The organism is Sphingopyxis panaciterrulae (assembly GCF_014199295.1).
Classification (GTDB): Bacteria; Pseudomonadota; Alphaproteobacteria; order Sphingomonadales; family Sphingomonadaceae; genus Sphingopyxis; species Sphingopyxis panaciterrulae.
The window spans coordinates 22,093-36,427 of the sequence record NZ_JACIJH010000023.1 but is presented as its reverse complement, the minus strand read 5'-3'; the positions used below and the strand labels follow the sequence as shown (position 1 = coordinate 36,427).

General features: G+C 66.3%; 14 protein-coding genes and 1 pseudogene. 6 read left to right on the top strand and 9 right to left on the bottom strand.

Annotation, left to right across the window (positions count from 1 at the left end; all coding sequences use genetic code 11):
• Positions 1-181: 181 nt before the first annotated feature.
• Positions 182-898 carry an ester cyclase gene (locus FHR21_RS20020; protein WP_221235289.1) on the top strand — a complete coding sequence of 239 codons (717 nt, stop codon included), beginning with the start codon at positions 182-184 and terminating at the stop codon, positions 896-898.
• 137 nt (positions 899-1,035) lie between these two features.
• Positions 1,036-1,341 (top strand): annotated as a pseudogene (locus tag FHR21_RS20015) (IS110 family transposase); the annotation flags it as partial.
• Between the two features lie 229 nt (positions 1,342-1,570).
• On the opposite strand, the gene leuD (FHR21_RS20010) reads toward FHR21_RS20015, so the two are convergent.
• From leuD (FHR21_RS20010) to FHR21_RS19985, 6 genes are read right to left on the bottom strand one after another with little or no spacing between them, the layout of a single operon-like run.
• Entirely contained in the window at positions 1,571-2,212 is a 642-nt protein-coding gene (gene leuD / locus FHR21_RS20010; protein WP_184101604.1) for a 3-isopropylmalate dehydratase small subunit, read from the bottom strand.
• A 2-nt stretch (positions 2,213-2,214) separates the two neighbouring features.
• Positions 2,215-3,615, bottom strand: a complete 1,401-nt coding sequence (gene leuC / locus FHR21_RS20005) for a 3-isopropylmalate dehydratase large subunit (protein ID WP_184101602.1) — start codon at positions 3,613-3,615, stop codon at positions 2,215-2,217.
• A 9-nt stretch (positions 3,616-3,624) separates the two neighbouring features.
• Positions 3,625-4,551: a polysaccharide deacetylase family protein gene (locus FHR21_RS20000; protein ID WP_184101600.1), complete on the bottom strand. Its 927-nt coding sequence runs from the start codon at positions 4,549-4,551 to the stop codon at positions 3,625-3,627.
• Complete coding sequence (locus tag FHR21_RS19995; protein ID WP_184101598.1) at positions 4,548-5,441, bottom strand: polysaccharide deacetylase family protein; 894 nt, start codon at positions 5,439-5,441, stop codon at positions 4,548-4,550. The genes FHR21_RS20000 and FHR21_RS19995 overlap by 4 nt, the downstream gene beginning before the upstream one ends.
• Positions 5,441-6,121, bottom strand: a complete 681-nt coding sequence (locus FHR21_RS19990) for an isochorismatase family protein (protein WP_184101596.1) — start codon at positions 6,119-6,121, stop codon at positions 5,441-5,443. The genes FHR21_RS19995 and FHR21_RS19990 overlap by 1 nt, the downstream gene beginning before the upstream one ends.
• Positions 6,118-7,089 carry a hydroxymethylglutaryl-CoA lyase gene (locus FHR21_RS19985; RefSeq protein WP_184101594.1) on the bottom strand — a complete coding sequence of 324 codons (972 nt, stop codon included), beginning with the start codon at positions 7,087-7,089 and terminating at the stop codon, positions 6,118-6,120. Before FHR21_RS19985 ends, FHR21_RS19990 begins: the two co-directional genes overlap by 4 nt.
• A 62-nt stretch (positions 7,090-7,151) precedes the next feature.
• Here FHR21_RS19985 and FHR21_RS19980 point away from each other — a divergent pair, with 62 nt between their 5' ends.
• The 4 genes from FHR21_RS19980 to FHR21_RS19965 all read left to right on the top strand — a co-directional run bounded on the left by FHR21_RS19980 (position 7,152) and on the right by FHR21_RS19965 (position 11,911).
• The gene (locus FHR21_RS19980) at positions 7,152-8,363 is read left to right on the top strand and encodes a CaiB/BaiF CoA transferase family protein (RefSeq protein ID WP_276569309.1); all 1,212 of its coding nucleotides are present in this window, start codon (positions 7,152-7,154) and stop codon (positions 8,361-8,363) included.
• Positions 8,364-8,484: 121 nt separating this feature from the next.
• Positions 8,485-9,879: a 3-isopropylmalate dehydratase large subunit gene (locus FHR21_RS19975; protein WP_184101592.1), complete on the top strand. Its 1,395-nt coding sequence runs from the start codon at positions 8,485-8,487 to the stop codon at positions 9,877-9,879.
• Positions 9,876-10,511, top strand: a complete 636-nt coding sequence (gene leuD / locus FHR21_RS19970) for a 3-isopropylmalate dehydratase small subunit (protein ID WP_246427363.1) — start codon at positions 9,876-9,878, stop codon at positions 10,509-10,511. Before FHR21_RS19975 ends, leuD (FHR21_RS19970) begins: the two co-directional genes overlap by 4 nt.
• Positions 10,508-11,911 (top strand): FAD-dependent oxidoreductase, encoded by a 1,404-nt coding sequence (locus FHR21_RS19965; RefSeq protein WP_246427362.1) that lies wholly within the window; start codon positions 10,508-10,510, stop codon positions 11,909-11,911. Before leuD (FHR21_RS19970) ends, FHR21_RS19965 begins: the two co-directional genes overlap by 4 nt.
• Positions 11,912-11,915: 4 nt before the next feature.
• On the opposite strand, the gene FHR21_RS19960 is transcribed toward FHR21_RS19965, so the two are convergent.
• From FHR21_RS19960 to FHR21_RS19950, 3 genes are read right to left on the bottom strand one after another with little or no spacing between them, the layout of a single operon-like run.
• On the bottom strand, positions 11,916-12,542 hold the full coding sequence (locus tag FHR21_RS19960) for an isochorismatase family protein (RefSeq protein WP_184101590.1): 627 nt from the start codon (positions 12,540-12,542) through the stop codon (positions 11,916-11,918).
• On the bottom strand, positions 12,535-13,401 hold the full coding sequence (locus tag FHR21_RS19955) for an isocitrate lyase/PEP mutase family protein (RefSeq protein WP_184101588.1): 867 nt from the start codon (positions 13,399-13,401) through the stop codon (positions 12,535-12,537). Before FHR21_RS19955 ends, FHR21_RS19960 begins: the two co-directional genes overlap by 8 nt.
• Positions 13,398-14,312: a polysaccharide deacetylase family protein gene (locus tag FHR21_RS19950; protein WP_184101586.1), complete on the bottom strand. Its 915-nt coding sequence runs from the start codon at positions 14,310-14,312 to the stop codon at positions 13,398-13,400. The genes FHR21_RS19955 and FHR21_RS19950 overlap by 4 nt, the downstream gene beginning before the upstream one ends.
• Between the last annotated feature and the right edge of the window lie 23 nt (positions 14,313-14,335).

Below are 14,335 nucleotides of genomic sequence, written 5' to 3'. Positions count from 1 at the left end.
CGCAAGGCCATCTTCAACAAACCAACATCATATCCAAAAAGGGGGTCCCTCTTCGACGCCGATCGGGGGTCCCTTTTGAACGCCGTTTGACAATGTCCAGCGTCGGCAGGATATCTTCCTCGCCGGATCGAACGAGATCGATGATTTCCAGTCGGTTTGGGTCGTGTCGATGGGGCATCTGATGGGGCTCTTCGACGCGCCTTTTCTGGGCATCCGGCCGACGGGGCGGATCGCGATGATGCGCTATGCCGAGTTCAACCGGGTCGAGGGCGACCGGATCGTCGAGACCGCCTTCTTCTGCGACATACCCCAGTTGATGGTGCAGGCCGGCCAGAACCCGTTCCCGCCGCAGACCGGCGCCCATCTGGTCCAGCCGGGCCCGATGACGCACGACGGGCTGATGTTCGATGCGCAGGATCCCGCGACCGGCCGCGCGACGCTCGCGACGATCGACGAGATGATCTATGCCAAGGCGAACGGCAGCGAGGCCTGGATCGACGTCATGCGCCGGCATTGGTACGAAGATATGATCTGGTGGGGTCCGACCGGGATCGGCGCGACCTATACGCTCGAACGCTATATCGATCAGCATGCGGCACCGTTCCGCGATGCGCTGAATGACGGATACCGGTTCAACGGGCATCTCTGCCGTCTGGCCGAAGGCAGTTTCGGCGGTTTCTTCGGCTGGCTCAATCTGACGGTTCGCAATGCCGGTGGCTATATGGGCATGCCCGCGGGAGCGGCGCCGGCGGATATGCGCGTGGTCGACATATACCGCGTGGAAGACGGCAAGATCGCCGAGAACTGGATATTCATCGACCTGCTCCACTTTCTGAACATGCAGGGGCTGGACGTGCTAGCACGTCTTGCGAGCGTCTCTCATCGCCCCGCCGAGTGAATGCGTGGGGCACTCCCTTTGCGAATGTCGGCTTTTCCCAATCCACGCTTTCGAGCCGACAGTCTCCAACTGATGACGTGGACGGCTCTCCAACTCCCCGCGGTATGATCTACGGGATGGGCTGGAGGAGAGCTACGATGGAGAAGATTGCGACGATCGGGTTGGACATTGCGAAGTCGGTGTTTCAGGTCCACGGTGTTGATGCCGCAGGCGAAGTCGTGGTGCGCAAGCGCCTGAGCCGGGCGCGGGTGATTCCGTTCTTCGCGAAGTTGCCGCGATGCCTGGTCGGCATCGAGGCCTGCAGCAATTCTCATCACTGGGCCCGCGAGTTGATCGCGCTGGGGCATGATGTCCGACTGATGCCGGCGCAATATGCGAAGCCATACGTGAAGCGCGGCAAGAATGACGCCGCCGATGCCGAGGCGATCTGCGAGGCGGTGTCTGCGCTTTGGCTCAAGAAGACCCGGAAAGTCCCACTGCAGCCCCGAAAATTCTTGGATTTTTGCTGGTATCAGGTGAATTTTCTCGAAAACAATATAAGTATTTCAGGCGGTTAGATTATTTCCCGAATCCTGCCGCCCCAGCCAGCCGGTCGAGAGTCCCGGCCAATGCTTCGAAGCCCTGCAAGCCGTCCGACGGCGGCGGATTCTTCTGCCGCAGCCGATCGGTGATTCATGCGTTGCTTCGGAACGGATGGAGCTTCCATAGCCATGGCCGTGTGCTTCGATCCGAGCTCTGCCAATTCTCCACCTCGTTGAGCAGCGCCAGCGATTGTTCGATATCGTCGAGCCCCTTCAAGAGCGCATCGCGCCGCCGGGCTTCGATCTCGAAGCGATATCGATTTCCACGGGGGGAATGGACGGAAGTCGACAACAGGTCGACGACGGTCTTGTCATAATTGCACGCGCCCTTTTCGGTTTCGTCCGCAATGCACTCGATGCTTTGGGCGGCCAGTCGGATCGGCAGCAGCCCCCGCTGGAAGCAATTGTCGTAGAAGGTTTCGCCAAAGCTTGGGGCGATCACGACGCGGATACCGCGTCCCAGCAATGCGCCGACCGCATGTTCACGCGACGACCCGCAGCCAAAATTATCGCCCGCGAGCAAAATGGGCGCCGAGCGATAACGCGGCTGATTGAGCACGAAACCGGGATCTTCCCGGCCGTCGGGGCCGATGCGCCATGTCTCGAAGGCGTGATCGCCCAGGCGCGACTGGTCGCTGGCCGTCATATGCTCGACCCGGATGATCATGTCGGTGTCGATGTTCGCCTTGAGCAAGGGGGCGGCGATGCCGGCCAGGCGGTCGAAGGGCCGCATGGTCAGGTCCGTCCGACATCGACGATCGCGCCAGCGATCGCCGCCGCGGCCGCCACGGCGGGACTCGCGAGATGGGTACGTGCGCCGGGTCCCTGGCGTCCGACGAAATTGCGGTTGGAGGTGGAGACGCATCGCGCGCCGCGTGGCACCCTGTCGCCATTGGCGGCGACGCACAGGCTGCAGCCGGGCTCGCGCCACTGGAATCCGGCGTCGGTGAAAACGCGGTCCAGCCCTTCGGCTTCCGCCGCTCGCCGCACGGCTTCGGAGCCGGGGACGACCCATGCCGTGACGTGCGCGGCGGCGTGCTTGCCGCGGACGATAGCCGCGGCTTCGCGCAGATCCGACAGCCGCGAATTGGCGCAGGACCCAATGAACACCCACTGGATCGGCGTGCCGGCGATCCGGACGCCGCCCTCCAGCCCCATATAGGCAAGAGCCTCTTCCATCGCGGCCCGCCGCGCGGCGTCGCTTTCATGGCGCGGATCGGGAATGGGCTGGTCGATGGCCACGACCTGCTCGGGATTGGTGCCCCAGCTTATCGTGGGCCGGACATCGCCGACGTCGATCGTCAGATCGACGTCGAAGCGTGCATCCTCGTCGCTCGCGAGGCGGCGCCACTGCGCGACCGCCGCATCGAATGCGGCGCCATGCGGGGTAAAGCTACGCCCCTCCAGATAGGCGAAAAGCCTGTCGTCGGGCGCGATCAGCGCGGCACGCGCGCCCATCTCGGCGGCCAGGTTGCACAGGGTCAACCGGCCGTCGACCTCCATGGCGCGCACGACGGGTCCCGCGAACTCGACGATATGGCCTTTCCCACCGGCCGAACCGAGCCGGCCGATCAGATGCAGGATCACGTCTTTAGGTGTCACACCGCGAGCGAGCGTCCCGTCCAGTGTGATCCGCATCATCTTCGGGCGACGCTGCCGCAGCGTCTGGGTGGCCAGCACATGGACGCATTCCGACGTCCCGATGCCAAAGGTAAGCGCTCCCATGCCGCCATTGGTGCAAGTGTGGCTGTCGCCACATGCGATCGTGAAGCCGGGAAGGATCAGACCCAGTTCGGGCGCCATAACATGGACGATGCCCTGACCCGCATCGAAATCGAACAGGCGGATACCGGCGGCGGAAGTGGCGTCCCGCAAGCCTTGGTGCAGTCCGGCGCCGACCGCGGACGTCGTGGCGGTTCGGCCGGGTAACGTCGAGACTGCATGATCCGGCGTTGCAAAGCATAATTCGGGATTGCGCACCGTCAGGCCGCGCTGCGCCAGCGCTTTCAGCGCCGCCGCGCCGGTGAGATCGTGCAGCAGATGGCGGTCGATATGAAGCAGATCCCAGCCGTCGCCGAGATCGCGCACGACATGCTGCTCCCATATCTTTTCCGCCATGGTCTTCGGCTTGGCCATCGACGGGTCCTAGCGCGGCGCGGACATGCCGTGCCGCAATATCTCCGTCCCCGTCGCGATCCAGTATCGATCCTGCTGCGTGATCCAGGCGAGCAGCGTTTCGAAGGCGTCGATGCGATAGGGCAGGCCCATGATATAGGGCGTGAGATGCAGCGGCAACATGCGCCCGCCGTAGCTATTCGCCTCGTGTTCGAGCCACCTGTATGCGTCCTGCATCTGCTGGGCATAGCTGTCGACCGACTGCTGCTGGATAGTCAGGATCTGCCGGTCGGACAGTTCGTGGTTGAGCGGGATGTTGACGATCGGCCCGGCGTCCGTCTGGAAACGCACCGGCAGTTCATCGTGGCTCCAGTCGCACATATAGGCGACGCCGGCCTCGGCGAGCAGGCGCGGCGTCGCGAAGCTTTGCGAGCGGGCGATCGAGAGCCAGCCGCGCGGGCGCGCGCCGGTGACCCGTTCGAGCGTGTCGAGCGACGTCGCGATCAGCGCGCGTTCCTCCTCCACCGGCAGGGTACTGGCGATCGTGCCGTTCATGTCGGTCGAATGGGCGATGATCTCGTGCCCCTTGGCCACGATGTCGGCAACCAGTTCGGGATAGCGCTCGGCGATCGCGCTGTTGCATGCGACGCTGATCCGCGCGCCGATGCGTTCGAAGGCATCGAGCAGGCGATAGAGGCCGACGCGCGTGCCATATTCGCGCGCCGTGTAGTGGCGATAATCGGGATAGGCCGTCTGCATGTGCCCCGGTGCGCGGAAGGGGGTGTCGGACGGAGTGATCGGGAACCATTCGAGGCTGATGACGGGCCAGACCGCCACCGCCGCGCCGCCCGGCCAGGCGATCGGCGGGCGCTCGAACAGGTTCGACCAGGGGTAGAGATCATGGTCCATCCCCCGCCGGCGGCGCGGATAGTCCAGATAGGACGGATCGAGGCTCATGCGCCGGCTCCCGTGGTTTGCGCGCGCCAGGCGTCGACGATCTCGCCCGCGCGGGCGATCCATGCGCGGCCGTCGGCGGCGATATGGCGCAGCACCTCCTCGAACGGTCCGATGCGATGCGGCTGGCCGATCAGATAGCTGTGCAGCGGGATGCACATCACGGTGCCCGACGCCTCGCCTTCCGCCGCCAGCCGTTCGAACTGGCGGATCAGCGTATCGGCATAGTCGCGGGGGCTCATGTTATAGACGAAGAAGCCGTAATGGTCGTTGACCTCCAGGCTGTAGGGGATCGCGGTCAGCGTTCCGCTCTTCACCTTGACCGCCGTCGGCTGGTCGTCGTGATACAGGTCGCAGGTGTAATCGAGGCCATATTCGGCGATCAGGTCGAGCGTGCGCGGCGTATGGGTCAGCGCGGGGGCAAGCCAGCCGCGGATCGTCTGCCCCGTCGCGGCGCGCACGGTGCGGATCGAATCCTCGATGATCGCGCGTTCCTGCGCCTCGTCCATGCCATAGCTGTAGCGGGTGTTGTAGATGCCGTGGCTGAAGAATTCCCAGCCGCGCTGGCGTGCGTCCTCGACCACCTCGGGGATATGGTCGCACAGCGCCACCGACAGGCTGACCGATCCCGGAAAGCCGTGGCGGGTCATGACGTCGGCCATCCGCCAGTGCGAGACGCGGTTGGCGTGGTCGCGGTGCGAATAGCCGACGACATCGGGGTGCGGCTTCGCCCAGCTCTTGCGCAACGGGTTCGCGGGCGGATCGAGTTCGTAAAATTCCAGGTTGGGGGCGACCCATACCGCGACCGTCTTGCCTTGCGGCCAGACGATCTTCGGGCGACCCCGCCAGGGCGCGAAATCGTAAAGACCGGGGTCGGACTGACCTTCCTGCATCAGCGGGCCTCCAGCCAGTCGATCACCGCCTGCACCGGCTCGACGTCGGCATATTTGAGCTGCAGGTCGGTCAGATTCGCGAAATGATAGCTTTCATGCTTGTCGGCGCAGGTCTCGATCGGGACGATCGTGCGAAAGCCATAGGACAGCGCATCGACCGCCGTCGCACGCACGCAGCCCGACGTGCTGCCTCCCGTCACCACCACCGTATCGACCTTGTGCCAGCGCAGATAGCTGCTGAGCGGCGTTTCGAAAAAGGCCGAGGGCATGCGCTTGGTGAATTGCAGGTCGTCGGGGTCGATCTCGCAGCGCGGATCGTAGGCGTGGCGTTCACTGTCGTATTTGATGTTCTGCAGCGAATCGGGCGTGTCGGTGCGCGTGCCCCAGACCCCCGCGTCGCCGGCATCGGCCTTGTATCCGACGCGGCTCCAGATCACCGGCATGCCTTTGGCGCGCGCGAGCCGCGAAATCCTGTTCGCATAAGCGATCTGGGCCGGGTCGGTTTCATAAGCGGTCTTGAACAGGTCGATCCGCGTATAGGCCTGCTGGAAATCGACGTTCACGATGGCCAGCTTCTCCCCGAAGCCGAATTTCCTGCGGGCCGGATTCGCCATCACCTCTTCGAACAATTCGCGGGCGGTCCGGTTCTCGCGGATCATCTTCGTGCCGGGGGTCGTCATGCTGCCTCTACCTCGCTTGGCTGTGATGCGGTCCTGAAACCCAGCGGCAGGCCCGCGTCGGGAATGAAGCCGTAAAGGGGCTCGCCGGGCAGATTGTCGTTCAATATTTCTCGCACTGCGGACAGCGCGTCGATGTCGATGCCGGTGCGCAGGCCCATCGCCTCCAGCATGAACACCAGATCCTCGGTCACGATATTGCCGCTGGCGCCCGGTGCGAACGGGCAGCCACCGAGCCCGCCCAGCGACGAATCGACCGTCGTCAACCCGGCGTCGAGCGCGGCGAGGACATTGGCAAGGCCCAGTCCGCGCGTGTTGTGCAGGTGGATGCCCTGGACCGCTTCATCGCCCACGGCGCCGCGCAGGATGCGGATCAGACGCTTGACCGAAGCCGGGTCGGCATAGCCGGTGGTGTCGGCGATGCCGACCTCGTCGCAGCCGGCGGCCATCAGCGCCTCGGCCAGCCGCAATATCTGTGCGTCGGGAATCGCACCCTCCAGCGTGCAGCCGAAGGCGGTGGACAGGCTGCCCTCGAAATGGGGGCGCCGCTCGGCGGGCAGGTCGCGGATCATGGCGACGATCTCGGCGGCTTCGGCCAGCACCTGTTCGTGGGTGCGGCGCAGATTGCGCAGGCTGTGCGTTTCGGACACCGACAGCGGCAGCGTGATCTTGTGCGCGCCGGCGGCGATGGCGTCGCGGGCGCCGCGAGCATTCGGCACCAGCGCCGCGACCGTCAGCCCCGGAATGGTCCGCGCGTGGGCGACGACCTCTGCCGTTCCCGCCAGTTGCGGCAGCAGCTTCGCGGGCACGAAGCTGCCGACCTCGATCTCGCGCACACCGGCTGCGGCCTCGGCGTCGATCCATGCCTTGCGCGCGGCGATCGGCATGATCGCCTCGACATTCTGCAGTCCGTCGCGCGGTCCGACCTCGCTGACCAATATGTCGATCGGGGTCGTCAAATCGCCTGTCATGTCGTCACTCACTTGCCACTGTGATTTTTCAATTGTATTAAATCTAGATCAAATCAACCCCCTTGTCGAGGATCAGGATCATCGCACCCTCTCTTTCCGACGCCGACCTGCCGCTCGCCGGGGTCCGGGTCATCGAATTCACTCATATGGTCATGGGGCCGACCGCCGGCGTGGTGCTGGCCGACCTCGGCGCCGACGTCATAAAGGTCGAGCCGGTCGGGGGCGACCACACCCGGACCCTGCTCGGGTCGGGGGCGGGTTATTTCCCGATGTTCAACCGCAACAAGCGCAGCATCTGCCTCGACCTGAAGAGCCCCGATGGCCTGATCGCGGCGCGGCGGCTGATCGACGGCGCCGACGTGGTGATCGAGAATTTCCGCCCCGGCGCGCTCGAACGCATGGGGCTGGGTGCGGACAGCTTTGCCGAGAGCAATCCGGGTCTCATCTATTGTTCGGCGAAGGGTTTTCTGGCCGGCCCCTATGGCCATCGCACCGCGCTCGACGAAGTCACCCAGATGATGGGCGGGCTCGCCTATATGACCGGCCCGCCGGGACGGCCGCTGCGAGCGGGCAGTTCGGTGGTCGACATCACCGGGGGCATGTTCGGCGCGATCGCGATCCTTGCGGCGCTGGAGCGGCGTCATCGCACCGGCCGGGGCGGGGCGGTCAAATGCTCGCTGTTCGAAACGACGGCCTTTCTGGTCGGCCAGCATATGGCGCAGCAGGCGGTGACCGGCGTGCTGACCGCGCCGATGCCGGTGCGCGTTTCCGCCTGGGCGATCTATGATGTGTTCGAAACCGCCCGCGCCGACGAGCAATTGTTCGTCGGGGTGGTCACCGACAGCCAGTGGCAGACCTTTTGCAAGCTGTTCGATCTTGGCGATATCGGTACCGATCCCGACCTTGCGGCGAACAATCAGCGGGTGCTGGCGCGCGACCGGATTCTGCCCGTCGTGCGCGCCCTGTTCGCGGCGACCGAGCGGTCGGAGCTGGTCGAACGCCTCGAACGCGCGGGGCTTCCCTTCGCGCCGATCGCCAAGCCCGGCGACCTGTTCGACGACCCGCATCTGAACGAAGGCGGGCTGGTGCCGATCACGCTGGCCGATGGGCGGTCGACGAAGATGCCGGCGCTGCCGGTCGAGATCGACGGGGCGCGGTCGGGCGTCCGGCAGGACGTGCCGCACCCCGGCGCGCACGGCGACGCGATACTGGCCGAGGCAGGCTATTCCGCCGACGATATCGTGACGCTGCGCCGGTCGGGCGCGCTCGGCTGATTCCCGCCAGCGCCCCGTTTCGTTCGTATCCGCTGTGCGAGATTCCTGGCGCGGGCGGTTGGCGATATGGGGTGCGAGATTTTATTTGATCTATAACTATAATAATTGAGATGGCCGAGTGATGGACACGCTGTTCGATATTTTATGGAGCGAGCATCTGATCGCCGATATCGGCGACGGTATCGGCCTGATCGCCATCGACCGGGTGATGCTGCACGAGCGCACCGGCGGTGTCGCGCTCAAGAGCCTTGCCGCCGCCGGCCGTACGGTGATGGCACCCAGGCAGGCCTTCGCCGTCATGGATCATATCGTCGACACGCTGCCGGGCCGGTCGGACCGGACGCTGATGCCGACCGGCACCGCCTTCATCACCGAAACGCGCGCGGCGGCGCGGGCGGCGGGTATCGCCCTGTTCGACCTGGGCGACGAACGGCAGGGCATCTGCCATGTGATATCGCCCGAACAGGCCATCGTCCTGCCCGGCGCGACGCTCGTCTGTCCCGACAGCCACACCGGCACCCAGGGGGCGTTCGGCGCGCTCGCCTGGGGCATCGGGTCGAGCGAGGCCGAGCATGCGCTGGCGACGGGCACCCTTCGCGTGCGCAAGCCCGCGACGATGCGGGTTACCGTGACCGGGCGGCTGGCGGACGGTGTCGGCGCCAAGGATCTGGCGCTGCACATCATCGCTCTGGTGGGCTCGGACGGCGCGCAGGGTCATGCGGTCGAGTTCGCGGGCGAGGGCGTCGCGGCGCTCGATATCGAACAACGCCAGACGCTCTGCAACATGGCGACCGAAATGTCGGCTTTCTGCGCGATCATCGCGCCCGACGAGCAAGTGTTCGCGGCGCTGGAAGGGCGTCCCTTCGCGCCCCATGGCGCGGCATGGGACGCGGCGGTCGCGCAGTGGCGCGGGCTGGCGAGCCATCCGGATGCGCGCTTCGATCGCGAGGTCACGGTGGATGCGGCAGAGGTCGCCCCGATGATAAGCTGGGGGACCAGCCCGCAACAGGCGGTTCCGATCACCGGCGCGGTTCCGTCGGCGGGCGAGGGGGCGGCCGCCAACCACCGGCGCGCGCTCGACTATATGGCGATTGAGGAGGGGGCGGCACTGATCGGTCTGCCGATCGACGCCGCCTTCATCGGCTCGTGCACGAACAGCCGGCTGTCCGACCTGCGCCGTGCCGCCGCGGTCGTGAAGGGGCGCAAGGTCGCGCCGGGCGTCCGCGCGATCTGCGTGCCGGGCTCGGGCGCGGTCAAGCGCGCCGCCGAGGCCGAGGGCATCGCGGCGACGCTGGTCGAGGCGGGGTTCGAATGGCGCGAGCCCGGCTGTTCGATGTGCTTCTTTGCCGGCGGGGAAAGTTTCGGCCTGCGCGAACGGGTCGTATCGACCACCAATCGCAATTTCGAAAGCCGGCAAGGGCCGGAAACCCGCACGCATATCGGGTCGCCCGAACTGGTCGCCGCCTCGGCGATCGCCGGCCGCATCGTCGATCCGCGGGCGAAGGGAGAGGCATGACCATGGAAGCCTTCTCGCGCCTGACCGCCGTCGCGCTGCCGTTGATGTTCGACAATATCGACACCGATATCATCATCCCCTCGCGCGAGATGAAGACGGTGGGCAAGACCGGCCTGGCCGACGGCCTGTTCGCCGGCTGGCGCTATGTCGCGGTCGGCAGTCGCGAAAAATCGCCGGACTTCCTGATGAACCGCGCACCCTATGCGGATGCGAAGATCCTCATCGCCGGCCAGAATGTCGGCTGCGGGTCGAGCCGCGAGCATGCGGTGTGGGCGCTTCGCGAATATGGATTCCGTGCGGTGATCGCGCCTTCGTTCAACCCGATCTTTCGGGGCAATTGCATCCGCAACGGCATCGTGCCGGTCCAGCTCGCGGCCGAAGAAGCCCGGACGCTGGGGGACGCAGCGCTGCGCGAGGAGGCAGAGCCGGTCACGGTCGATCTCGACTCGATGACGGTCGAGATGGCCGGCGCCGGTCCGTTCGCCTTCGCGCTGGAAGACGACAGCCGGCTGATGCTGCGCAACGGCTGGGACGCGATCGACCTGACGCTGCAGCACCGCGACCGCATCGCGGCATGGCGCGAAGCCGACCGGGCACGCCGCCCTTGGATATATCTGGAGACTGGACGATGACCGAAGCGATTTTGGCGGCCGAAGGACGCGCCTTCGCCATGGAGGTCGCGGTGATCGTGGTCGGCGGCGGCGGCACCGGACTATGTGCCGCGCTCGCGGCCGCCGATGCCGGCGCGGAGGTGCTGGTGATCGAGCGCGACCGGTCGCTGCTCGGCTCGACGGCGATGTCGACCGGTCTGATCCCCGCCGCGGGAACGCCCGAACAGGCGGCCGCGGGTATAGAGGACAGCCCCGAAATCTTTGCAGCCGATATCCTGAAGAAGACGAAGGGCCGCACCGATCCCGACATCGCGCTGGGCATCGCGCGCGAATCGGCGGCGACCATCGCCTGGATGCGCGACAGCCATGGTGTGCCGCTGCAACTGATCGACGGCTTTCTCTATCCCGGACACAGCGCGATGCGCATGTATGGCACGCCGCACCGCACCGGCGGCGAACTGATGGCGGCGCTGGAAAGCGCCGCCGAAGCCGCCGGCATCCCGATCCTCACCGAAGCTGTTGTCGAAAGCCTGTTCGCCGACCCCGACGGCACCGTGCGCGGCGTGCGGCTGTGCCGGCCTGACGGCAGCCATGACGATATTGGCTGCAAGGCGCTGGTTCTCGCCTGCTCCGGCTTCGGCGGCGCGGCCGACATGGTTGCCAGCCTGATCCCGGAAATGGGCGGCGCGACCTATCACGGCCATCCGGGCAATCGCGGCGACGCGATCCGCTGGGGCGAGGCGCTGGGGGCCGGGATGGCGGATCTCGCGGCCTATCAGGGGCACGGTGGGCTGGCAGCCGGCCACGGCATTCCGATCCTGTGGCCGCTGATCATGAATGGCGGTTTCCAGGTCAATCTGGCCGGACAGCGCTTTTCCAACGAGGCGTCGGGCTATTCCGAGCAGGCGGCGCGCGTGAACGCGCAACCCGAAAGGATCGCCTGGTCGATTTTCGACGAGCAGCGCCATCAGATGATGCTGGCGTTCGAGGATTATCAGGACGCTTTGCGTGCCGGGGCAGTGGTCGAGGCCGCAGACCTTGCCGAACTGGCAGCGGCGACGAAGCTGCCGCTCGCGGCGCTGGAGCAGACCGTCGCGAGCGTCCGGCGCTGCGTCGAAGGCGAGGAAAGCGATCCGTTCGGGCGTGATTTTACCGGTCACCCACCGCTGGAGCCACCCTATCGTGCCGCCCGGGTTACCGGCGCGCTTTTCCATACGCAGGGCGGCCTTTGCATCGACATGGCCGCGCGCGTATTGCGCCGGGACGGGTCGCCGTTGCCCAATCTGCTCGCGGGCGGCGGCGCCGCTCGCGGCATATCGGGCGACGCGGCGGAAGGATATATGGCGGGGAACGGGTTGCTGACCGCGACGACCTTTGGCCGCCTGGCCGGTGAAACGGCGGCGAGGATTATATCGGCCTAGCGGGTCAGTCGCCGCGCAGCAAGGCGATGGCGCGGTCGGTGTCGACGACCTCGGCCATCTTGGCCTGCATGTCGAACAGATTGCCCTCGTGCGGGCGCGGATCGCGGTCGGCGCAGCAGTCGCGCACGACATAAGGCGCGAAGCCGTGGCACAGCGCGTCGAGGGCGCTGGCGCGCACGCAGCCCGAGGTCGAATAACCGGTGAGCAGCAGCGTATCGACCCCCATGGCGTGCAGCATCGGGGCCAGCGCGGTGCCGAAAAAGGCCGAGGGATAGAATTTGCCGACGACATGGTCGCCGGGTTGCGGCATGAGCTGCGGCGGAAAAGCGCCGAGCGGCGATCCGGCGTGAAAGGCCTTCAGCGCGGGCACTTTGCGATAGAAGAGGCCGCCTTCGCGGCCGCCGGGCGCGTAGGAGATATTGGTGAAGAAGACCGGCGCGCCGGCCTGTCGCGCGGCTTTGGTCAGCCGCACCAGTTCCGGCAGCGCATTGTCGGGGCCGAGGTAGAGCGGCGACGCGGGGTCGATATAGGCCATCACCACGTCGATCACGATGACCGCGGGCGACCGGCCGAAGGGCAGCGAGCCGTTGAAACCGGCGGCGGCATAATCGGAATCGATGTCGTCAGGCATAAAGATCGGCATCCTTCAGCAGGGCGGGCAGGCCGGTGAGCGCGTTCATATGGGCGAGGTCGGCGATCTCGGCGTGCAGACCGTCGGTCGACCCCGCCCGACGCAGGACGTCGAACAGGCGCGGGGCGGCGGCGACCAGCGCGTGCATCAGCAGCAGCGGATGCAGCGTCGCGGCATAGCCGAGATCGAAGAAGGTCCCGCTGTCGGTGGCCGGCGTCACGCCGCCCTCGACCAGATTGTGAAAAAGCGGCGCGCGCGCGGCGAAGCGCGCGGCGATCGCGCGGGCTTCGTCGAGGGTGCGGGGGCCTTCGACGAAGAGGATGTCGGCGCCGGCGGCGAGATAGGCCTCCGCGCGGTCCAGCGCCGCGTCGAGCCCCTCGATCGCGAGCGCGTCGGTGCGTGCGACGACCCGCATCGCCGTGCGCGCGTCCACCGCCGCCTTGATGCGGCCGACCGCCTCGCCGAGCGGCACGACCCGCTTGCCGGCCATATGGCCGCAGCGTTTGGGAAAGCTCTGGTCCTCGATCTGCACCGCGGCGGCGCCCGCGCGCTCGAGATGGCGCACCAGCCGCTGCAGCGTCAGCGCATTGCCGAAGCCGGTGTCGCCGTCGACGATCAGCGGGATCGCGATGCGATCGGTGATCTGCGCGGTCGCGTCGACCAGTTCGCCGGCGGTGACCAGCCCGATATCGGGGCGGCCGAGCCGCGCCATGGCCAGCCCGCCGCCGGTCAGGAAAGCGGCGGGAAAGCCGCTCCGCTCGACGAGCAGCGCGGTGAGTGCGTCCCAGCAGCCGGGAAGCTGGATGCCCGGGCGCCGCCCGTCGGTACCGACGGCGAACAGGCCGGCAAGGGCGGTCATCCGAGCTGGCCGGGGATGTGATCCTCGTGATGCGCGAGATACCAGTCGGCGATGTCCTCGCGCGTCGCCCACCACACGCCGGGCAGGCTCTTGGCATGGGTGATGAACTCGCGCAGCGCGCGGATGCGGTGGGCGCGGCCCGAGACGTGCGGATGCAGGCCGACGTTCATGATCCGGCCACTGGTCGCCCCTTCCGCATAGAGGACGTCGAGTTCCTCGATCAGCGCCTGCGCGAACTGGTCGGTGGTGAAATTCTTGCGCGTGATGAAGGTGAAGTCGTTGATCTCGTTCGAATAGGGGGTCGAGACGATCGGCCCGTTCGGGGTGCGCAGCAGATAGGGCTGATCGTCGTTCATGATGTCGCAGTAGAAGGTGCAGCCCTGTTCGGCGAGGATGTCGGCGGTCTGCATCGTGCCGCGCAGCGAGGAGGACAGCCAGCCCTTGGCCTTGCGCCCGGTGAATTTCTCATAGTGCGCGAGCGAGCGCAGGATGATGTCGCGTTCCTTCGCCGGGTCCTGCGCGAAGCTGGTCAGGAGTTCGCCCTGTTCCCAATTGTGCGCGAGCAGTTCCCAGCCCCGCTCCAGCACCGCGTCGGTCATCGCCTTGCGGCGTTCGAAGGTCACGGCATTGGTGGTGCAGGAGGCCGCGACGCCCAGTTCGTCGAACAGATCGAACATCCGCCACAGGCCGACGCGCTGGCCATATTCGCGCCAGGTATAGTTGGGGAAATCGGGCGTGCGGCCCGGCAGGATATCGGGCAGGATCGCCGGACCGCCCGCATAATAGGGCTTGTCCGTATCCTTGGTGAGGTCCCAGGTTTCGAGATTGAAGGTCAGGATCAAGGCGACGCGCGCGCCGTTCGGCCAGCGGAGAGGTTGGCGCTGCGGCATCGGGACGTAATCATATTCCATCGTGGTCGACTCCTGATAGCTGT